The 18,980-nt window shown below is 60.4% G+C and carries 20 protein-coding genes; 9 read left to right on the top strand and 11 right to left on the bottom strand.

The genetic code is table 11. The features are described 5' to 3' along the window. Nucleotides 1-3: 3 nt before the first annotated feature. Nucleotides 4-1,350 carry a DEAD/DEAH box helicase gene (locus tag GOW04_RS03075; protein ID WP_152458188.1) on the top strand — a complete coding sequence of 449 codons (1,347 nt, stop codon included), beginning with the start codon at nt 4-6 and terminating at the stop codon, nt 1,348-1,350. Here GOW04_RS03075 and GOW04_RS03070 read toward each other — a convergent pair. From GOW04_RS03070 to GOW04_RS03060, 3 genes are read right to left on the bottom strand one after another with little or no spacing between them, the layout of a single operon-like run. Next, nucleotides 1,347-2,249: an EamA family transporter gene (locus GOW04_RS03070; protein WP_171231517.1), complete on the bottom strand. Its 903-nt coding sequence runs from the start codon at nt 2,247-2,249 to the stop codon at nt 1,347-1,349. The two genes, GOW04_RS03075 and GOW04_RS03070, sit on opposite strands and share 4 nt — an antisense overlap. Before the next feature lie 21 nt (nt 2,250-2,270). Then, nucleotides 2,271-3,173, bottom strand: coding sequence for a fatty acid desaturase (locus tag GOW04_RS03065; protein ID WP_171231516.1), 903 nt, complete (start codon nt 3,171-3,173; stop codon nt 2,271-2,273). Then, nucleotides 3,166-3,369: a DUF2061 domain-containing protein gene (locus tag GOW04_RS03060; RefSeq protein ID WP_152458191.1), complete on the bottom strand. Its 204-nt coding sequence runs from the start codon at nt 3,367-3,369 to the stop codon at nt 3,166-3,168. The genes GOW04_RS03065 and GOW04_RS03060 overlap by 8 nt, the downstream gene beginning before the upstream one ends. 108 nt (nt 3,370-3,477) lie before the next feature. Between GOW04_RS03060 and GOW04_RS03055 the strand changes: the two genes are divergently transcribed. Next, nucleotides 3,478-4,347, top strand: coding sequence for a helix-turn-helix domain-containing protein (locus GOW04_RS03055; RefSeq protein ID WP_171231515.1), 870 nt, complete (start codon nt 3,478-3,480; stop codon nt 4,345-4,347). Between the two features lie 79 nt (nt 4,348-4,426). Next, a complete protein-coding gene (locus tag GOW04_RS03050) occupies nt 4,427-4,609 on the top strand; it encodes a hypothetical protein (RefSeq protein WP_117868740.1) in 183 nt (60 codons plus the stop codon). 1 nt (nt 4,610) lies between these two features. Here GOW04_RS03050 and GOW04_RS03045 read toward each other — a convergent pair whose 3' ends face one another. The 4 genes from GOW04_RS03045 to GOW04_RS03030 all read right to left on the bottom strand — a co-directional run bounded on the left by GOW04_RS03045 (nt 4,611) and on the right by GOW04_RS03030 (nt 8,134). After that, nucleotides 4,611-5,369: an SDR family oxidoreductase gene (locus tag GOW04_RS03045; protein ID WP_171231514.1), complete on the bottom strand. Its 759-nt coding sequence runs from the start codon at nt 5,367-5,369 to the stop codon at nt 4,611-4,613. Then, entirely contained in the window at nt 5,366-6,832 is a 1,467-nt protein-coding gene (locus GOW04_RS03040; protein ID WP_171231513.1) for a carnitine 3-dehydrogenase, read from the bottom strand. Before GOW04_RS03040 ends, GOW04_RS03045 begins: the two co-directional genes overlap by 4 nt. An 8-nt stretch (nt 6,833-6,840) precedes the next feature. Next, nucleotides 6,841-7,158, bottom strand: a complete 318-nt coding sequence (locus GOW04_RS03035; RefSeq protein WP_171231512.1) for a hypothetical protein — start codon at nt 7,156-7,158, stop codon at nt 6,841-6,843. Nucleotides 7,159-7,219: 61 nt separating this feature from the next. Continuing rightward, nucleotides 7,220-8,134, bottom strand: a complete 915-nt coding sequence (locus GOW04_RS03030) for a 3-keto-5-aminohexanoate cleavage protein (protein WP_171115578.1) — start codon at nt 8,132-8,134, stop codon at nt 7,220-7,222. Between the two features lie 133 nt (nt 8,135-8,267). Here GOW04_RS03030 and GOW04_RS03025 point away from each other — a divergent pair, with 133 nt between their 5' ends. Further along, entirely contained in the window at nt 8,268-9,254 is a 987-nt protein-coding gene (locus GOW04_RS03025; protein ID WP_171167817.1) for a GlxA family transcriptional regulator, read from the top strand. Nucleotides 9,255-9,330: 76 nt separating this feature from the next. On the opposite strand, the gene GOW04_RS03020 is transcribed toward GOW04_RS03025, so the two are convergent. The 4 genes from GOW04_RS03020 to GOW04_RS03005 are packed head-to-tail and all read right to left on the bottom strand — an operon-like array spanning nt 9,331 to nt 12,516. Then, nucleotides 9,331-10,377, bottom strand: a complete 1,047-nt coding sequence (locus GOW04_RS03020) for an aldo/keto reductase (protein WP_171231511.1) — start codon at nt 10,375-10,377, stop codon at nt 9,331-9,333. 31 nt (nt 10,378-10,408) lie between these two features. After that, on the bottom strand, nt 10,409-10,867 hold the full coding sequence (locus GOW04_RS03015; protein ID WP_171231510.1) for a DNA polymerase III subunit chi: 459 nt from the start codon (nt 10,865-10,867) through the stop codon (nt 10,409-10,411). Nucleotides 10,868-10,871: 4 nt separating this feature from the next. Further along, entirely contained in the window at nt 10,872-12,338 is a 1,467-nt protein-coding gene (locus GOW04_RS03010) for a leucyl aminopeptidase (RefSeq protein WP_171231509.1), read from the bottom strand. A 31-nt stretch (nt 12,339-12,369) separates the two neighbouring features. Then, nucleotides 12,370-12,516: a hypothetical protein gene (locus GOW04_RS03005; RefSeq protein ID WP_171231508.1), complete on the bottom strand. Its 147-nt coding sequence runs from the start codon at nt 12,514-12,516 to the stop codon at nt 12,370-12,372. A 51-nt stretch (nt 12,517-12,567) separates the two neighbouring features. On the opposite strand from GOW04_RS03005, the gene lptG reads away from it, so the two are divergent. The 5 genes from lptG to rsmA all read left to right on the top strand — a co-directional run bounded on the left by lptG (nt 12,568) and on the right by rsmA (nt 18,963). Further along, nucleotides 12,568-13,668 carry an LPS export ABC transporter permease LptG gene (gene lptG / locus GOW04_RS03000; protein WP_171232030.1) on the top strand — a complete coding sequence of 367 codons (1,101 nt, stop codon included), beginning with the start codon at nt 12,568-12,570 and terminating at the stop codon, nt 13,666-13,668. Continuing rightward, nucleotides 13,668-15,830, top strand: a complete 2,163-nt coding sequence (locus GOW04_RS02995) for an LPS-assembly protein LptD (RefSeq protein ID WP_171231507.1) — start codon at nt 13,668-13,670, stop codon at nt 15,828-15,830. The genes lptG and GOW04_RS02995 overlap by 1 nt, the downstream gene beginning before the upstream one ends. Further along, nucleotides 15,821-17,074, top strand: coding sequence for a peptidylprolyl isomerase (locus GOW04_RS02990; RefSeq protein ID WP_152458202.1), 1,254 nt, complete (start codon nt 15,821-15,823; stop codon nt 17,072-17,074). Before GOW04_RS02995 ends, GOW04_RS02990 begins: the two co-directional genes overlap by 10 nt. Then, nucleotides 17,071-18,036: a 4-hydroxythreonine-4-phosphate dehydrogenase PdxA gene (pdxA, locus tag GOW04_RS02985; protein ID WP_171115566.1), complete on the top strand. Its 966-nt coding sequence runs from the start codon at nt 17,071-17,073 to the stop codon at nt 18,034-18,036. The genes GOW04_RS02990 and pdxA overlap by 4 nt, the downstream gene beginning before the upstream one ends. Nucleotides 18,037-18,120: 84 nt before the next feature. Beyond that, nucleotides 18,121-18,963 carry a 16S rRNA (adenine(1518)-N(6)/adenine(1519)-N(6))-dimethyltransferase RsmA gene (rsmA, locus tag GOW04_RS02980; RefSeq protein ID WP_171231506.1) on the top strand — a complete coding sequence of 281 codons (843 nt, stop codon included), beginning with the start codon at nt 18,121-18,123 and terminating at the stop codon, nt 18,961-18,963. The last annotated feature ends 17 nt before the right edge of the window (nt 18,964-18,980 follow it).

Raw genomic sequence — 18,980 nt, 5'->3', positions numbered from 1 at the left:
TACATGACAAAATTCAACGAACTGAACCTGAACCCGAAGGTCCTCAAAGCCATTGAAGAGGCCGGATACGAATCCCCCACTCCGATCCAGGAAGGCGCGATTCCGCCCGCTCTGGAAGGCCGTGATGTCTTGGGGATTGCCCAGACCGGCACTGGCAAGACCGCCAGCTTCACACTGCCGATGATCACCCTGCTGGCCCGTGGCCGCGCCCGCGCGCGCATGCCGCGCTCGCTGGTGCTGTGTCCGACGCGGGAACTGGCCGCCCAGGTGGCCGAGAATTTCGACACCTATACCAAACACCTGAAACTGACCAAGGCGCTGTTGATCGGCGGTGTCAGCTTCAAAGAGCAAGAGGCGCTGATCGATCGCGGCGTCGACGTTCTGATCGCCACTCCGGGCCGCCTGCTGGACCATTTCGAACGTGGCAAGCTGCTGCTGACCGGTGTTCAGATCATGGTGGTGGACGAAGCCGACCGGATGCTGGATATGGGCTTTATTCCTGATATCGAACGCATCTTCTCGCTGACGCCGTTCACGCGGCAGACATTGTTCTTCTCGGCGACCATGGCTTCCGAGATCGAGCGCATCACGGATACTTTCCTGTCCGCCCCTGCCCGGGTTGAAGTCGCCCGGCAAGCGACCGCATCAGAGACGATCGAACAGGGCGTTGTCATGTTCAAAGGCGGCCGTCGGGACCGTGAAGCAAGCCAGAAACGCAACGTGCTGCGCGCCTTGATCGACGCAGAGGGCGAAAAGTGCACCAACGCAATCATCTTCTGCAACCGCAAGACAGATGTCGATATCTGCGCGAAATCGCTGAAGAAATACGGCTATGACGCTGCCGCGATCCATGGCGATCTGGACCAATCGCAGCGGATGAAGACGCTGGACGGGTTCCGCGACGGATCATTGCGTCTGCTGGTTGCATCCGACGTCGCTGCGCGCGGTCTGGATGTTCCAGCCGTCAGCCACGTGTTCAATTTCGACGTCCCCGGCCACCCTGAGGATTACGTACACCGTATCGGCCGCACCGGTCGCGCCGGGCGCGAAGGCAAGGCCATCACGATCTGCTCGGTCCGCGATGAAAAAGCCCTGGCTGCGATCGAAAAACTGATCCAGAAGGACATCCCGCGCATCGACAATCCGGTCAAGGAAGAGCCCAAGCCTGAAAAGCCGAAGCCCGAGAAAAAAGCCCGGGACTCCGAAGCCAAGAAAGACACCCGGAAAGAGCGAGAGCCCAAAGGGCGTGGCCGCGGGCGCAAGGAAGACAATGGCCGGGCCGTGGTGGGTATGGGCGATCACCTGCCCAGCTTCATTGCCCTGAGCTTTGACGAGCGTCGTGCCGGCTAAATCGCCAGCACCAAGGCAAGTATCGAAACACCCAACAGCAACATCCCGGCGATTTCTCGCCGGGTGATCGTCTCGCGGAAAAACAGGATCGAGGCCATCAGGCTGAAGATCAGCTCTACCTGCCCCAGCGCTTTGACATAGGCTACGTTTTGCAGGGTGAAGGCCCAGAACCAACAAAACGAACCGCCCAGACTGGTCAGGCCGACAAACACACCGGTGGATCGGGTCTGCCACACCGCGCGCAGTTCGGCCCGGTCGCGCCACAACAGCCACAGGCCCATGCTAACAAACTGAAACGTCACGACGGCGGCCAGGGTGATCAGTGCGCGGAACCAGGCGTCGGCATCACCCAATTGCAACGAGGCCCCGCGATAGCTGACGGCGGAGAATGCAAACAAAACCCCTGATCCAAGCCCCAATTGGGACGCGCGGTTGGTCAGATGCCGCCACCAGGCGCCGCCTCCTCCGGGGGTTTTCGACAGCAAAAGCACCGCCATCAACCCCAACAGGATCGCAACCAGCGCGCCGCTGGAAACGCTGTCGCCCAAAACCAGAAAGCCGACGATCGCGGTCTGAATGACTTCGGTTTTCTTGAAGGTGATCCCGACAGCAAAGTTTCGTTGTTTGAACAACGCCACAACACAGATCGTCGCCAGGATTTGCGCCGTGCCTCCGATGACAGCGTACAGCCAGAACACTCCGCCAATCGGAGGCAAGCTGGCGCCCGTTGTCAGCATCGCCACAAACAGCCCGGCAACGGCCAGCGGCATGGAATACGCAAATCGCGCAAAGGTCGCGCCGGCGGCGGACAGTTTCACGCTGCTCAAGGATTTTTGCAGCATGAACCGCACGGTCTGAAAACTGGCGGCGGCGATGGTGACAGGGATCCAGAGACTCATGTCACCCGTTGTGTCGTCAAATCAAGACTTTGGCCAGAGCGGATGCGGCACCGGATCCTTGGCGCGCAGTAGATACTGCCGGAAAATCTGTGCATAGGAGCGGTAAACATACGCCTCGTTGCAGGCCAGATACCTGTCTTTGCCATCCCGATACAACGACGGCAGCCGATACCATGGCGCGGCGGGATTCATGTGATGAACAACATGCAGGTTGTTGTTCAGAAACAGAAACGCCAACGGCCCGCTGTCTTCGATAATCACGGTCCGCGCGCGAGACTTCTCGTGCGCGCGGTGTTCCAGAAACGTGCGGATTTTCAGCAACGCCAGCCCGATATAGGCCGAAATCAGATAGGTCCAGATCGGCATGGCCGATTGTGCAACGATCCACAGCACCGCAACCGCGCCGGGGATATGCAATGCCCAGGCCAGCAGGATCGCCCTGTCGCCGCGCCGCAGCCCTCGCCATTCGTCGCGCAGAAACAGCACCTGCCCAATGGCCGGACCCAGAACCATCCGCCCCAGAAGCGTGTTGTTCAGGGCCAGCAAAGCCCGCACGCCACCCGGCAGGTCCGCCCAGACGTTGGGATCCAGATAGTTGGACTCGGGGTCGTCATACGGGTCGGTCAAAGTGGCATCCTGATGATGCGCCAAATGCAGATCGCGAAAACGGTTATACGGAATGGCCAAGGTCAGCGGCAGCGCCATCAGCGCCTCATTCAGCCATTTGGCTCGGAACGGGTGCCCGTGCAGGACTTCGTGCGTCAAAGACGAATGCAGGGCGGCAACAAAGCCCAAAACCAGCACCGTCAACCACAGCGAAACATCCGCCAACCAGAACAGCCCGACCAGCCATGCGGCATAGCAGCCGACGATCAGGGCAAATGTACCCCATTCGGGCGACTTGGGTGTTGAGGGCTCAGCCATTGCGCCCCCACGAAACTCCGGCCCAAATTCTTTCATAGACAATGTAAAGCGCCAGGCCGATGGCGGTATTCACCAGCGCCAATGCCCCGCCGACGGCGGCCGAGCCTGTGGCGATCAGGCCCACCAGCGTCATGGTGGCCAGCCCCATGACATTCCATACGATTGCTTTCACGACAGATCTTCGCCGCGTTTCCATTCCGAACCCCATTCTTTTTGCTTTTACAACGGGGTTACCGTTCAGTGCACGCGCTGAAAATTCTGAATATGATTAACAAAATTCATCAGTTGTGATATTTTTCACCTTATGCAGGAAAATTTAGACAAACGCGACCGCGCCGCTCAATTCCGCCAACGCCTTGCCCGCGCGATGGAGGACCGTCACGTCAGCCAAAGCGCGCTTGCGCGCCACATCGGCGTGGACCGTTCGACCGTTTCTCAGTTGTTGACCGGTCATGGCGCGCGTCTTCCCAACGCGCATGTTGTGGGTGGCTGTGCCGCGGCACTGGGTGTCTCGGCTGACTGGTTGCTGAGCCTGTCCGACAGACCGGAAAGCGCGGCAGAGATTTTGGCCAGTTCCCTGTCCTTTACGGAAGCCCCTCGCGCCCTTGTCGATGAGCGGATTTTCGACTGGCACAAAGAAGCCGCCGGGTACAAGATCCGCTATGTTCCGGCCACCCTGCCCGACATGCTCAAGACGCGCGCGGTGCTGGAGTGGGAATATGCCCCCCATCTGGGTCGCACGGCAGATCAGGCCATCGGTGCATCCGAAGACAGGTTGACCTGGATGCGCAGTGCGCAGTCTGATTACGAAATTGCAATGCCATTGTTCGAGATCGAAAGCTTTGCAAGCGGCACGGGGTATTACCAAGGCCTTTGCCCGGCGATTCGTCAGGAGCAGATCGATCATCTGCTGGAGCTGTGTGAACAGCTTTATCCCCGAATGCGTGTCTATCTGTTCGATGCCAAACGGCTTTATTCAGCCCCTGTAACGATTTTCGGGCCGCTGCTGTGCGTTTTTTACGCAGGCAGTCACTATATGGCGTTCCGTGACCGGGACCGGATCGAGACGTTTTCACGGCACTTCGACACACTTGTGCGCGAGGCCGATGTGGCCGCCCGCGATTTCCCGGACCACTTGCGACAACTCAGAACGGCAGTATCCGGCAAGAATTGATGCAGCGGCGCAAAACCTGTGCTATCTTCCCTTGGCGCGAACCAACGGGCATTCCGATCACAAACGGAGGACCACAGGAATGGACGCAATTCAAACCGCTCAATACGCGCGCGCACTATATGCTGCGCACGGAGACCGGGCCGAGGCGGAAGCCGCACAGAAAATGCGCGAATGCGAAGCCGCCGGAAACCAGAAAGAGGCGCAGGATTGGCAGGCGGTCCGTCAGACCATCCGCCAGATCCGGGGACCAAATCAGGGCTGACCTACAGTTTCGGGTCGGGGTTGACCGTGTGCCCATCCACCGCAATCACCTGCCCAGACACCAGCCGTGCTGCGTCTGAAGCAAGAAAGACGGCCATATTGGCGATATCCCGCGCTTCCACAAAGCGCCCCATAGAGGTGCCCGACGCATAGCCCTGATAGACCTCATCGCGGGTCATGCCTTTTGCGGCCGCCTCTCGGGCCAAGACGCCTTCCATGCGCGGGCCCTCCACGGCACCCGGGCAAATGGCGTTTGCGCGAATGCCCAGCGGCCCAAGTTCCATCGCCAGCGTTTTCATCAACCCTATGACCGCCCATTTGGCCGAGGCATAAGGCGCTCGGAACGGATAGCCGTACTGACCGGCTGTCGAAGAGGTCAGAATGATGCTGCCCGCCCGCGCCGACTTCATTATAGGGGCCGCGTGCTTGGCGGCCAGAAAGGCCCCGTCCAGATTGACTGCGAGACAGGCGCGCCATGCATCCAGATCGATATCCTCGATCGCGTTGGTCGGCCCTGCGATCCCGGCATTTGCGCACAGAACATCCAGCCCGCCGGCGGCCCCGACAGCCTGAAACACCGCGCTCATGTAGGCCTCGTTGGTCACATCAGCCCTGTGCGCCACCCAATGGTCGGGCAAGATATCCAGGGCTGACTGGTCAATATCCGTCACCCAGACATCATAGCCGGCAGCGTCAAACGCCGCGGCCATGGCGTGACCGACACCCGATGCCCCGGCGGTTACCAATACGCGCCGGGTCATGAGGGCTTCCGGATGGCGGCACCCGCCCCTTCAGGGTAAGGCAAAGCGGCCTGTGCCTCGGCAATCCGCGCCATCGCTGCTTCGATCCTGGGCGACGGCGGGCTGGGACGGCGGGTTTCCAGACTGACATGCAGCAGAAAGCTCTCGCCCGTGGCCAACAGCTTGTCGCCTTCATACATGCTGTGAAAGACATGCAGCTTCTTGCCCTGCCCCAACAGCATCTGCGTGCGCACGTCGATCTTCGCCCCCGCATGGACCTCGTCGATGTAACGGATGTGGTTCTCGGCGGTGAAATAGCTGCCACCCGACGCGATATACTCCATATCGCAGCCGATGATCTCCATGAAACGGTCCGTGGCGGCCGCAAAGGCTTCCAGATACTTGGCTTCGTTCATATGGCCGTTGTAATCCGTCCAGTCCAACGGAACGGCGCGGGACAGGGTCAGGATCGGCTGGCTCAGATCCGCCTGATCCAGCGACGGCAGGGCACCCGGTTTCAACCGCGCATCATGCTGGTTCAGCACCGCCCCCGCGCCATAATTCTGTGCCTTGAGGGCCCGCATCATGCCAACAAGATTGTTGTCGCGAATGCGTTCCAGTTCCCGGATCGAATGCATTCCGGATTGCGCGTCTGACTGATCGGCGATCAGGTCGACCAGTTCATCGGTGAATTCCGGCACGTCCATCAGCTTGGTCCATGGCCATTTCAAGGCTGGCCCGAACTGAGCCATGAAATGCCGCATCCCCGCTTCACCTCCGGCCACGCGGTAGGTTTCGAACAATCCCATCTGCGCCCAGCGGATGCCAAAGCCCATCCGGATCGCCTCGTCGATTTCTTCGGTGGTCGCAATGCCATCCTTGACCAGCCAGAGCGCCTCGCGCCAGACGGCTTCCAGAAAGCGGTCGGCGATATGCGCGTCGATCTCTTTCTTGACATGCAGCGGAAAGAATCCAACCGAGGTCAGCAATTCCTTGGCCCGTTCAATCATCTGCGGTGGGTTTTTGTCGGTCGGCACCAGCTCGATCAGCGGCAGCAGATAGACTGGGTTGAACGGGTGCGTCACGACGATCTGTTCGGGCCGCAAAGCACCGTTCTGAAGCTCGGATGGTTTGAACCCGCTGGTCGATGACCCGATGATCGCTTCTGGATCACAAGCCTCCTGCAAGCCCTTGTAAACCTTCAGCTTCAAGTCCAGCCGCTCTGGCACGCTTTCCTGGATCCACATCGCGCCCTGTACGGCGTCGGCCATGTCGTCATGAAAGCTCAGTGCGCCCTCGGCCGGCAACGGAACGTCACTCAGCCCCGGCAGGGATCGCCGCGCATTGTCCAGTACTTCGCCTATTTTGCGTTCTGCTTCGGAGTCCGGGTCGAACACCCGAACGTCCCATCCATTGAGCAGGAACCGTGCGGCCCATCCGCCGCCGATGACACCGCCACCGATAATTGCTGCCGTCTTTGTCATGCTGTCCTCTAATCGATACAGATTACCTGCGCGCGCCCCGCCTCATCCAGATGCGGAATGCATCCGAATTGCGGTGTCACCGCGCTGCATTGTTTGGTGTCCGACAGGCAGAACCCTGCGCAGTCAGAGGCTTTTTCACAGGAGTTTCCAGCGTCGGGCAATGGTTCAAAGCAGATAAACTGCCGTATCCGCCCGCCTATCTCATAGCTTCCCCCTTTGGCTTCGCAGTCCTTGCGGGCCAAAGGGTCTTCCGCGGTCTGTGCCACCCCAACCCGGGGTAGACAAACGGCCAGAACCGTCGCGCAGATTACAAGCACCGATCGCATTGCTCACTTCCTTTTGCTGGCGCCCCTGCACTTACCGGTCATGGCAAGGGACGCAAGCAGGTCAACCTTTGGGCGCCCGTTTGACCAGCCCCAGCTTCTCGCGCACCTCGGCCGGGCCGATCACCCGCGCGCCCATGTTCTCGATGATGGTGCCTGCGCGTTCGACCAGTTGCCAGTTTTCGGCCAGCACACCCTTGTCCAGCCACAGGTTGTCCTCGAGCCCCACGCGCACATTGCCGCCCGCCAGCACCGAGGCCGCCACATAGGCCATCTGATGCCGCCCCAGCGAGAACGCGCTGAAGGTCCAGTCATCGGGCACGTTGTTCACCATCGCCATGAAGGTGTTCAGATCATCCGGCGCCCCCCACGGCACGCCCATGCACAGTTGAACCAGGGCGTTGGGTTCCAGAATTCCCTCTTTCACCAGTTGCTTGGCAAACCACAGATGGCCGGTGTCAAAGGCCTCGATCTCGGGTTTCACGCCCAGATCGGTCATCATCTGCCCCATCGCTCGCAACGCGCCGGGCGTGTTGGTCATGACGTAATCCGCCTCGGCAAAGTTCATCGTGCCGCAATCCAGCGTGCAGATTTCGGGCAGACATTCGGCCACATGCGCCACGCGTTCGGTCGCGCCAACCAGATCGGTTCCAGCCTCGGCCAATGGCAACGGGTTTTCGATACCGCCGAACACCATGTCTCCGCCCATGCCAGCCGTAAGGTTCAGCACTGCGTCCACCTCGGCATCCCGAATCCGATCGGTCACCTCACGATACAGCGCCAGATCGCGCGACGGGGCACCCGTTTCGGGGTCGCGCACATGGCAGTGCACCACGGCCGCACCCGCCTTCGCGGCGGCAATCGCACTGTCGGCAATTTGCTTCGGTGAACGTGGCACATGCGGGCTGCGATCCTGCGTCCCGCCCGAGCCGGTCACGGCGCAGGTGATGAAGACTTCGCGGTTCATTTCCAGAGGCATGGCGTTTTCCCCAAGTTATACCCAGTTTTGCCTTGGGTTTTCCCCAGGCTTCTCCACGGATTCCGATTTGCATTCTAGCCCGACTCTGGCGCAGCCTTGGGAAAACCACTTGGCAGAATGCGAATCGAACTTGATGCAATCCGCAAAAAACATACTGCAACCCGAACATCGGGCCCTGAAAACCGCCGTTCTGGTGCTGGATGAATGCAACACGCTCAGCTTCGCCTCGGCGGTCGATCCGATGCGCGCGGCCAACCGTCTGGCGGACCGGCCCGCATTTGACTGGGACTATGTGACCGCCACAGCCGAACCCGCGATGCTGACCAGCGCGTTGCAAGTGCCCGGCATCCCGCTCGCTCGCCTGCAAGGTTGCGACCTCATGATTGTCGTCGCGGGCTTCCAACTGGCCCGCCACGCCACCCCCAGCCTGCTGGCCGGGCTGCGCCGCATTGCCGGTACCGGGGCGACGATGGCCGGGATTGACGGCGGCCCCTGGTTGCTGGCCGAGGCCGGGCTGCTGGACGGTCACCCCGCGACAACCCACTGGGAAGACCTGGAAAACTTTGCCACTCGTTTCCCCGACGTGGACGTGCGCCCCGACCGCTTTACTGTCTCGAATGGTCGCCTGACCTCGGGCGGCGCGATTCCCGCTGTCGAGATGATGCTGCACATCATCGCCGCCCGTCATGGCGCGGGTTTCGCCTCCCGTGTCTCGGGCCTGTTCCTCTATGATGGCGCGCCGGACCCGGGCAAACCGCAAAGCCGCACCGGCGTTCCACATCGCCACACCGCGCTGACGGCAAAGGCGAATTCGTTGATGCAGGCATCCTTGGATGACCCCCTGCCACTGGCCCATATCGCAGACCAGCTGGGCACCAGCCCGCGCACCCTGCAACAACAGTTCCGCTTGCGCCTGAACACCACGCCGCAGGATCACTATCTGCAACTGCGCCTGGCCGAGGCCCGCCGTCTGGTCACTGACACCGACCTTCCATTGATGGATGTCGCGCTGGCCACCGGTTTTGCCTCGCAATCCAGTTTCGCCCGCGCTTTCCGCACCGCGCATGGCCAATCTGCCCGCGACCTCAGGCAAGAGCGCGCGCACCCCACCCATCACTGACCGGATCCAACTTCATCTGGCCAGAAATATCCCGGGGGAGGCACGCGCAGCGTGCCGGGGGCAGAGCCCCCTCGCCTCAGTACGGCATCGGGCGCGCCTTGTGGACAGCGTCCAGCTCGGCCAGCAACTCCTTTGACAACGTCAAATCCGCACCGGCCAATACGTGTTCAAGCTGCGCGACCGTGGTCGCGCCAAAAATCGCCGACATCATGAATGGTCGCGAGCGGCACCAGGCCAACGCCATATGGGTCGGATCCAGGCCATGTCGCGCGGCAACATCCAGATAGGCCGCGACCGCATCAAACACCCGGTCAGACTTGCGCCCGCCCAATTGAGGTGAAAGCGACATACGTGAGCCGTCCGGCACGGCCCCGCCCTGGTATTTCCCGGTCAGCAGCCCGGTGCCCAGGGGTGAAAACGCCATCAGGCCGACATCTTCATGTACGCTCAGCTCGGCCATGTCGGTATCGAACAGACGGCACAGCAACGAATACTCATTCTGTACGGACGCCGCACGCGGTGTGCCCGTCTGCTCGGCCAGTCTCAGCCATTGCGCCGTACCCCATGCGCTTTCATTCGACAGGCCAAAAGCGCAGATGTTGCCTTTGTCCACCTGAACCTGCAAGGCCTCCAGACACTCCTGCATATTTTCCAGAACGTCCGCGGTATTGTGGCCCGAAGGCGAATAATCCCAGTTTTGACGGAACATATAGCTGCCGCGATTGGGCCAGTGGAACTGGTAGAGATCGATGTAATCCGTCTGCAACCGCCGCAAGGACCCTTCGATGGCCTCGGGAACGGTTTTTCCCGTGATCGGCGCACCGTCGCGAACATATGACAACCCCTCACCCGAATGCTTGGTCGCCAGTACGAAGTCCGCCCGGCGCGACGAATTTGCAGCGTTCCAATTTCCAAGAATTTCTTCGGTACGACCAATTGTCTCTTTGGCGACAGGATTCACGGGATACATCTCGGCGGCATCCACAAAGTTGATCCCCGCATCCAGCGCCATGTCCATCTGCCGGTGCGCATCCGATTCCGAGGTCTGCGACCCGAACGTCATCGTCCCGAGGCAAAGATCGCTCACGACAATCCCGGTGCGGCCCAGAGGCTTCATCTGCATCCTCAAATCTCCTGATAAATGGCACGGCCCGTCAGGCTTCGGCCTTCTTTTCCCACCGCCCGGATTCCTCCGACCAGTATTGCGCGGCGCATCCGGCGCCGGTCAGCGTCTTCCACTGCCCCCGCGCGTGCTGCACGGCCATGTCATCATTGCCGTCGAACAGAATGCAAACCCGCTCCAGGGCCGACACCTCTTCGGGTTCGACCGGCGCGCCGTCCACCGCCATGACACACACCGCGCCGTTAGGGGACTCGGCGCTGGTGGTCAGAAGGATCGGCTGCTCGGCATCATGCGGGCCGCCTTCGCGACCATGCGGCAGGAACCCGTCCTCGGGGCCCAGCCACAGCTTTTCATCCAGCCAGTCCATCCGTGCGGGATCGGTGCCCCGCACGGCAATCTTCCACCCGGCCTGCCGCGCCTTGTCCAGCAGCACAGGCAAGGTGTGCTCCAGCGGCTGGCGGGTCAGATGGTAGAAATAGACAGCACCCATTCGCTTACTCGAAATTGTCCTGCACGAACCGGCTCAGCGCGCGCACACCCCAGCCCGTGGCACCTTTGGGCGCATAGGATGTCTCGGACGACACCGAAGCCACACCCGCGATATCCAGATGAATCCAGGGTGTATCCTCTTTCACGAAACGTTGCAGAAACTGCGCCGCCGTGATCGAGCCCGCCGGACGGCCACCGACGTTCTTCATGTCGGCGATGCGCGATTTGAGCAGCTTGTCATAGGCATCGCCCAACGGCATCCGCCACGCGCCTTCATCCTCGGCCCGGGCCGATTTCAGGAAGGCGTCACAGAATGTGTCATTGTTGGAAAACACACCTGCATTCTCATGACCCAGCCCGATGATGATCGCCCCGGTCAGGGTGGCCAGATCGATCATGCCCACCGGTTTGAACCGTTCCTGCGCGTACCACATCACGTCGCACAGAACCAAACGACCTTCGGCATCGGTGTTGATGATCTCGACCGTGTCGCCCTTCATCGACTTGACCACATCGCCCGGACGGGTGGCATTGCCCGAAGGCATGTTCTCGACAAGCCCGACAAGGCCCACCACATTGGCCTTGGCCTTGCGCTTGGCCAACGCGCGCATCGTGCCCGCGACAACACCGGCACCGCCCATGTCCATGGTCATGTCTTCCATGCCACCGGCCGGTTTCAGCGAAATGCCACCTGTGTCGAAAACCACCCCCTTGCCCACCAAAGCCAAGGGCGCATCGTCCTTGTCGCCGCCATTCCAGTGCATCACAACGACTTTGGACGGGCTGGCAGAGCCCTGCCCGACGCTCAGCAAAGTGCGCATGCCCAGTTCAGTCAGCTTGTCCTCTTCCAGAACTTCGACTTCCAGGCCCAGCTCCTGCATCTCGACAAGACGATCGGCAAATTCCGTGGTCGTCAGAACATTTGCGGGTTCGTTGGTCAGATCACGCGTCATCCGCACGCCGTCGGCAATCGCGTATAGCGGTGCAAACTCTGCTTCGGCTTCCTTGGGTTTTGAATGTCCGATCGTAATTGAACCGCTGCCTTCGCTGTCCTTGGTTTTGTGCGCGTTGAAATCATAACTGCGCAGCACCATGCCAAGGGCCAGATTTTCGGTATGCGCCTGATTGCCGACCATCACCAGCATGTCCTTGCCACCTGCGGATTTGGCCAACGCGGCACCAGCCTTGCGGGCCTCGTCGGCTTCCGGGCGGCGCGGCAGCACCACGACGTCCAGCGCTTCGGCCGCCATCCCAGCCGGCCAGGCCATCGAGATGACATCGCCGGTCTTGGACTTTCCGAATTTCTCACTTTCGACAAGCCTCGCCACAGCGCCTTTCGTCAGGCGATTGGCCCGGCGCGCCGCAGGGTTCATTTTTCCGTCCGACGGAATGATGATGGCCACCCGCCCTTCGGCCTGCGCCATCGCATCCAAGTCAAACTCCTGAAAGCGGACCGGTATCAGACTGCTCATTGCAAACTCCTCGAATTCTGTTCCCCAAGACCTAGCCCGCGCCGCCCGACTTGACCAGATAGCAGTTTTCCCCGCGTTTCAATTGCAGTAAGGTCCCGAAAAAATAACCGGCAGGCTCGGGGGAGAACGACGTGACACGAGAGGGCAGGCATACGCCGTCGCGCAGGAAGACATGCATGCGCGATTTCGGCCCGTTTTCCGGCGCAAAAGGCTTGGCGGGGGCAGTCTTGTGATCCTCGACCGCTATTTCGCCCGCCGCTTTCTACAAAGCTTTCTGGTCATCGGCGGTATTTTTCTGACCTTGATGATTCTCATCGATCTGATCGAACAGATCCGCCGATTTGACGACGTCGACCTGTCCTTCGGCCAATTGTTGCACCTGACGCTTCTGAACACACCGGCCGCCATTAGTGAAATGCTGCCCCTGCTGGTCATTCTGTCCACCATTGCCTTGTTCGTCGGGCTGGCGCGGACCTCTGAACTCGTGGTGACCCGCGCCACGGGTCGCTCGGGTATCCGCGCACTGGTCGCGCCAGCGGCGCTGGCCCTGATCATCGGTGCGCTTGCGGTGGCATTGCTGAACCCCATCTCTGCGGCCACATCCCAGGAATTCCAACGCCTGTCTGATTCCTATCGCAACAACGGCAGTTCAGCGCTTTCGATCAGCAGCGAAGGCCTTTGGCTGCGTCAATCGGCGGAAAACGGACAGGCCGTCATCCATGCCCGGGGCACCTCGAACGGGGATACGCTGGGCCTGGACGGCGTGACCATCATCACCTTCGCGCGCGACGGTAAACCCACCCAGCAGATCGTCGCCGACAGGGCGGTGCTGGAAGACGGAAACTGGGTCCTGTCGCGGGCCAAGATCTGGAATTTGCAGAACGGGCAGAACCCTGAAACCAGTTCGGTGGAGCATGAACGGCTGGAGTTGCCAACCTCGCTGACCCGGCAGCGGATTCTGGACACTCTGGGGCAACAGGATTCAGTGTCGGTTTTTGACCTGCCGCAACTGATCAAGGATCTGCGCGAAGCCGGGTTTTCGACCAAGCAATATGAAGTCTGGTTGCAAGTGCAGCTGGCCCGGCCCTTCTTTCTGGTCTCAATGGTGTTGATCGGGGCTGCTTTCACCATGCGCCACGTTCGGTTCGGCGGTACCGGAATAGCCGTTTTGACGGCCGTACTGCTTGGCTTTGCCATCTATTTCGTCCGCAATTTTGCGCAAATCCTCGGGGAAAACGGACAATTGCCCGTCTATATCGCGGCGTGGGCGCCGCCCTTCGCCGCCATCTTGTTGTCCCTTGGCCTGCTTCTACACGCGGAGGACGGCTGATGCGGAGCATGATTTCCCTGCTGCTGACCAGCGCAATCGCGTTGTCGGCACCGACCGTTCTGGCGGCGCAAACCACGTCGGCCGAGCCTGACCCGCAAGCTGCGCAGTCACAGGCCGAACCCGCCCTTTTGGTTGCCGACAAGGTCTTTATAACACCTGATAGAAAACTGGTGGCCGAAGGCAATGTCGAAGCCTTTCAGGGCGATACCAAGCTGTCAGCCCAACGTGTCACCTATGACCGGGAAACGGGTGAGCTGACGCTCGAGGGACCTATTCGCATTGATCAGGGGGGCCAGTCGACCCTTCTGGCCGATTCCGGACAGCTGGACAGCGGTATCCAAAACGGTCTGCTGATCGGTGCTCGGATGGTTTTCGATCAGCAGATCCAGATTGCCTCGGTTCAGGCGAAACGGGCAGCGGGCCGCTATACGCAATTCAGCAAGGTCTCGGCCACTTCCTGCCATGTCTGCACCAACGGTAAGCCACCCCTTTGGCAGATCCGCGCCCGCAAGGTCACCCACGACCAGTTGGAGCGGCAATTGTACTTTGAAGGCGCGCAGCTTCGGGTGCTTGATTATCCGGTATTCTATTTCCCCTATCTGCGCTTGCCGGACCCCACTTTGGATCGCGCAACCGGCTTTCTGGTGCCGTCGATCCGCAGCACCTCACAACTGGGAACGGGGGTTCAGGTTCCCTATTTCTTCAAGCTGGGGGACCACAAGGATCTGACCTTAACGCCGTACCTGTCGGGCAAGACCACGACGCTGGGGTATCGATATCGCCAGGCGTTCGTGAACGGGCGCATTCAGCTTGAAGGGGCCTATACCCGTGATGATGTCCAGCCCGATCAGGATCGCGGTTATCTGTTCGCCAGCGGTTGGTTCAACCTGAAGAACGATTTCCGGCTGACATTCGCTCTGCAAACCACCTCGGACGACGCCTATCTGGCGGACTACGGGCTGCCGGGCCTGGATCGTTTGCGCAGCGAGATAGCGCTGGAACGGATCAAACGCGACACCGCGTTCAAAACAAGCCTGATCCATTACAAAACTCTGCGTGAAAGTGAAAATCAGGACGAAATCCCATCGCGAGTCTTCGACCTGAACTATGAAAAGCGATTCTTCCCTGGCGCGCTTGGCGGCGAAGTGCGGCTGGCTTTTATCGGCCACGCACATGAACGCACCAGCGACGCCGATATCGTTGGCCGTGACATAACAAGGGCAACTGTTGATGCCGAATGGTTGCGAAGCTGGACATTTGCATCGGGCCTTCGCGCGGACGCGACGGTGGGCGCATCGGTGGATACGTTCAATATTCGCCATGACAGCAACTTTCCCAGCAATGTGACCCGCTCGACCCCGCGCGCGGCTTTGACGCTTCGCTATCCGATGACCCGTCGCGAAAAGACCGGCGCGATTCAGCTTCTGGAACCGATCGCGCAGTTGGGATGGACCCATGTCTCGGACACTGATGTGCCAGATGATGAAAGCACGTTTCAGGAATTCGATCAGGGTAACCTGCTGGCCCTGTCCAGATTCCCTGCGGAAGATCAGCGCGAAGACGGTGCCACCGGGGTCATCGGTCTGAACTGGGCCCGCTATGGTGCAGACGGACAGCAAGCGCTTGTAACGGTGGGTCAGGTGTTTCGGGCGGATGCCGACCCGAATTTCACCCTGACATCCGGATTGCAGGGCACCACGTCCGACTTGCTGGTGGCGGGGCAAATCACCACGGCCAACGGTTGGTCACTCGGCGGGCGCGGTCTGATAGACAGCGATTTCAGTTTCGTCAAAGCTGAATTGCGCGGTGCCTGGGCATCCGAATTTGCCGGCCTGTCTGGCAGCTATATCTGGCAGGAAGAGGATCCGGCGGAAAACATTGCGGATGAAATCTCGGAAATCTGGCTTTTGGGCCGCTATCAAGTCGACCAGAACTGGCTTACGAATGCCGAGGCACGCTATGATCTGAACCAGTCAGAGCCAATCCGGCTGGGGCTTGGTGTAACCTACCAGAATGAATGTGTTCAGGTTAACATGTCCGTAAGCAGACGCTTTACTTCAACATCCACTATTGAGCCTTCGACAGAATTCGGCTTTACCCTATCGCTGACAGGATACGCCCTTGAAGGCGGTGGTAACACATACAAGAGAAAATGCAGTTGATATCAGGTTTCTCCAGGTTTCTTCGTTCCGGTTGGCACAAACCGGTCACGCCGGCACTGGCCGCCGTTTTCCTCGCTTTTTCAGCGCCGCAGGTCAGCGCCCAGAGCCTGTTCTCGCCAGCGATCCGCGTGAATCAGGATATCGTCACCTGGTACGAACTGGAACAACGCCTGCAATTCCTGAATGTTCTGGGCCTGCCCGGCGGCAATGAAGCTGACGTCAGAGAAGCCCTGATCGAAGAAAAGTTGCGCAAGCAGGCCATGCGTGAAGCAGGCGTGGAAGCTGCGCCGGAAGCCGTACAACTGGGTATCGACGAGTTCGCCTCGCGCGGGCAATTGTCCACCGAACAGTTCCTGCAACTTTTGGGTGAGGCAGGCGTCGACCCGGAAACTGTCCGTGATTATGTTGCAGATCAGCTGGCCTGGCGCGACTATGTCAGCTCGCGCTATCTGTCGCAGGCCCGTCCGACCGAAGACGAGATTGATCGCGCGCTGGGACAAACCGGTGGCGGCGGCCTTCAGGTTTTGCTGTCCGAGATCATCATCCCGGTGAACCCGCAAACCGTTGCACAGACCGAATTGCTGGCGGAAGAAATCTCGCGACTTGAAACTATCGAAGCGTTTTCAGCCGCAGCGGCGCAATATTCCGGAGCCGCAACCCGCAACGAAGGCGGACGTCTGGACTGGCTGAATATCTCCAACCTGCCGCCTGCCTTGCAGCCGGTTATTCTTGGGCTTCAGAACGGTGAGATCACCGATCCCATCAGTTTGCCAAACGCCGTCGCCCTGTTTCAGTTGCGCGGATTGCGCGAGGTGGCAACCGCCGCGCCGCGTATTTCCAAGCTAGATTATGCTGCCTATTACCTGCCGGGTGGTCGCAGCGCCGAGACCCTGGCACGGGCTGCCGCCCTGCGGGAGGAGATCGACACCTGCGATGACTTGTATGGAATCGCCAAGGATCAACCCGTCGAAGTCCTGGACCGCATCGAAGCCAGCCCTTCAGAAGTACCACGTGATTTCGCCGTAGAACTGGCCAAGCTGGATCGCTTCGAGGTGTCAACAAATCTGACCCGCAACAACGGGCAGACGCTGGTGTTCTTGATGCTGTGCAACCGAGTCCGCGACCTGGGCGAAGACACCTCGCGGGCGGATGTCGCGAATGCACTGGCGCAGCAGCGGCTACAGGCCTTTGCGTCCAGCCTGGTAGAGCAGCTGCGGGCTGACGCCACCATTGTTCAGGAATGACACGCCCGATTGCGCTCAGCTGCGGTGAACCGGCCGGGATCGGCCCTGAAATCGCGGCCAAAGCATGGGCCGAGCTGCGCCAAACCTGCCCGTTTTTCTTTATCGGCGACGCCAACCACCTGCCCGCTGGCACGCCCATTGCGAAAATCCAAACCCCTTCGGATGCTGTTGCAGTCAGTGATCAGGCCTTGCCCGTGCTGCAACTGAACTTCCCTGCTGCAAACATGCCCGGTCAGCCAGACCCGGCCAATGCCCCATCGGTGATCGATGCCATCGAAACCGGCGTCGATCTTGTGAAAGCCGGGGCAGCGGCCGCTCTTTGCACCGCGCCCATTCACAAGAAGGCCCTGATCGACGGGGCCGGGTTTACCTATCCCGGCCATACCGAGTTTCTGGCTGCGCTGTCGGGCACCCGCCGGGTTGTCATGATGCTGGCCAGCGACCAGTTGCGGGTTGTCCCGGCGACAATCCACATTCCCTTGGCGCAGGTTCCCGCCGCGCTAACGCCCGACCTGCTGCGCGAGACGATCGAAATCACCGCGCGCGGCCTGCGCGACCAGTTTGGCATACAGCACCCCCGTATCGCCATAGCCGGCCTGAACCCCCATGCCGGCGAAGGCGGCAAAATGGGCAGCGAGGAGCTTGACTGGATCGCCCCAATGCTGGCCCGTCTGAACCCGGAAGATGCGAGCCTGACGGGCCCGCACCCTGCGGATACGCTGTTCCACGCCGCTGCCCGCGCCCGCTATGACGCGGCGATCGCAATGTATCATGATCAGGCCCTGATCCCGATCAAGACACTGGATTTCGACCGGGGCGTTAACGTCACCCTTGGCCTGCCCTTCATCCGCACGTCGCCAGATCATGGCACTGCACTGGATATCGCCGGGAAAGGCATCGCCAATCCTACCAGCCTGATCGAAGCTCTGAAGCTTGCCCAACGCATGGCACAAGGCTCTTGATCCTTCATCTGGCTGAAAATATCCCCGCCGGAGGCATAAAATTTCTGGCGCTGCCCCTGCGGCCTGCGTCACGGTAATCGGATCATGAGTGCTATCGACAATCTCCCCCCTCTGCGCGAGGTCATCGCCACACATCAACTCTCGGCGCGCAAATCCCTGGGTCAGAACTTCCTGCTGGACCTCAACCTGACCGCCAAAATCGCCCGTCAGGCTGGCGATCTTGCAGACTGCGACGTACTGGAAATCGGCCCCGGTCCTGGTGGCCTCACCCGAGGGCTCCTGTCCGAAGGCGCACGCAAGGTCGTGGCGGTCGAAAAAGACACCCGTTGCATCGCCGCCCTGAACGATATCGCCGCCGCCTATCCCGGAAGGCTGGAGGTCATCAATGGTGACGCGCTCGAGATCAACACGCTGGAACACCTGACCCCGCCAATCCGCATCGCGGCCAACCTTCCATACAACGTCGGCACCGAACTGCTGGTACGCTGGCTGACACCCCCGGAATGGCCCCCCTTCTGGCAGAGCCTGACGCTGATGTTCCAACGCGAAGTGGCCGAACGCATCGTGGCCCAGCCCGGCAGCAAGGCGTATGGCCGCCTCGCCATCCTTGCCCAATGGCGGGCCGAGGCGCGCATCGCCATGTCCCTTCCCCCCGGCGCCTTCACCCCTCCGCCCAAAGTCTCCAGCGCGGTGGTCCACCTGACCGCCCTGCCAGAACCGCGCTATCCTGCTGACGCCGCGACCCTGTCGCGTGTGGTGGCCTCTGCCTTCAATCAACGCCGCAAAATGCTGCGTGCCTCGCTTAAAGGCGTCGCTCCGGATATCGAGGATCGCTTGCAGGCCGCAGGTATCCAACCCACTGAACGGGCCGAGCAGGTTCCGCTTGAAGCGTTCTGTGCCCTGGCGCGCGAAATCCAGAAACCCTGATCACAAAAAAGCCCCGA

The sequence above is a fragment of the Ruegeria sp. HKCCA4812 genome, assembly GCF_013034245.1.
Classification (GTDB): Bacteria; Pseudomonadota; Alphaproteobacteria; order Rhodobacterales; family Rhodobacteraceae; genus Ruegeria.
Note: the sequence above shows the minus strand (reverse complement) of the source record. Positions and strands in the feature narration are given on the sequence as shown.

Bases quoted from the DNA above. Each gene is read 5' to 3' on its own strand.
- GOW04_RS02995 (WP_171231507.1), top strand. From the start codon at position 13,668: ATGCGGAGCATGATTTCCCTGCTGCTGACCAGCGCAATCGCGTTGTCG.
- GOW04_RS03025 (WP_171167817.1), top strand. From the start codon at position 8,268: ATGCAATCCGCAAAAAACATACTGCAACCCGAACATCGGGCCCTGAAA.
- GOW04_RS02990 (WP_152458202.1), top strand. From the start codon at position 15,821: ATGCAGTTGATATCAGGTTTCTCCAGGTTTCTTCGTTCCGGTTGGCAC.
- GOW04_RS03040 (WP_171231513.1), bottom strand. From the start codon at position 6,832: ATGACAAAGACGGCAGCAATTATCGGTGGCGGTGTCATCGGCGGCGGA.
- GOW04_RS03010 (WP_171231509.1), bottom strand. From the start codon at position 12,338: ATGAGCAGTCTGATACCGGTCCGCTTTCAGGAGTTTGACTTGGATGCG.
- GOW04_RS03060 (WP_152458191.1), bottom strand. From the start codon at position 3,369: ATGGAAACGCGGCGAAGATCTGTCGTGAAAGCAATCGTATGGAATGTC.
- GOW04_RS03005 (WP_171231508.1), bottom strand. From the start codon at position 12,516: ATGCATGTCTTCCTGCGCGACGGCGTATGCCTGCCCTCTCGTGTCACG.
- GOW04_RS03075 (WP_152458188.1), top strand. From the start codon at position 4: ATGACAAAATTCAACGAACTGAACCTGAACCCGAAGGTCCTCAAAGCC.
- GOW04_RS03065 (WP_171231516.1), bottom strand. From the start codon at position 3,173: ATGGCTGAGCCCTCAACACCCAAGTCGCCCGAATGGGGTACATTTGCC.
- GOW04_RS03035 (WP_171231512.1), bottom strand. From the start codon at position 7,158: ATGCGATCGGTGCTTGTAATCTGCGCGACGGTTCTGGCCGTTTGTCTA.
- GOW04_RS03020 (WP_171231511.1), bottom strand. From the start codon at position 10,377: ATGCAGATGAAGCCTCTGGGCCGCACCGGGATTGTCGTGAGCGATCTT.
- rsmA (WP_171231506.1), top strand. From the start codon at position 18,121: ATGAGTGCTATCGACAATCTCCCCCCTCTGCGCGAGGTCATCGCCACA.
- GOW04_RS03050 (WP_117868740.1), top strand. From the start codon at position 4,427: ATGGACGCAATTCAAACCGCTCAATACGCGCGCGCACTATATGCTGCG.
- GOW04_RS03070 (WP_171231517.1), bottom strand. From the start codon at position 2,249: ATGAGTCTCTGGATCCCTGTCACCATCGCCGCCGCCAGTTTTCAGACC.
- GOW04_RS03045 (WP_171231514.1), bottom strand. From the start codon at position 5,369: ATGACCCGGCGCGTATTGGTAACCGCCGGGGCATCGGGTGTCGGTCAC.
- pdxA (WP_171115566.1), top strand. From the start codon at position 17,071: ATGACACGCCCGATTGCGCTCAGCTGCGGTGAACCGGCCGGGATCGGC.
- GOW04_RS03030 (WP_171115578.1), bottom strand. From the start codon at position 8,134: ATGCCTCTGGAAATGAACCGCGAAGTCTTCATCACCTGCGCCGTGACC.
- GOW04_RS03015 (WP_171231510.1), bottom strand. From the start codon at position 10,867: ATGGGTGCTGTCTATTTCTACCATCTGACCCGCCAGCCGCTGGAGCAC.
- GOW04_RS03055 (WP_171231515.1), top strand. From the start codon at position 3,478: ATGCAGGAAAATTTAGACAAACGCGACCGCGCCGCTCAATTCCGCCAA.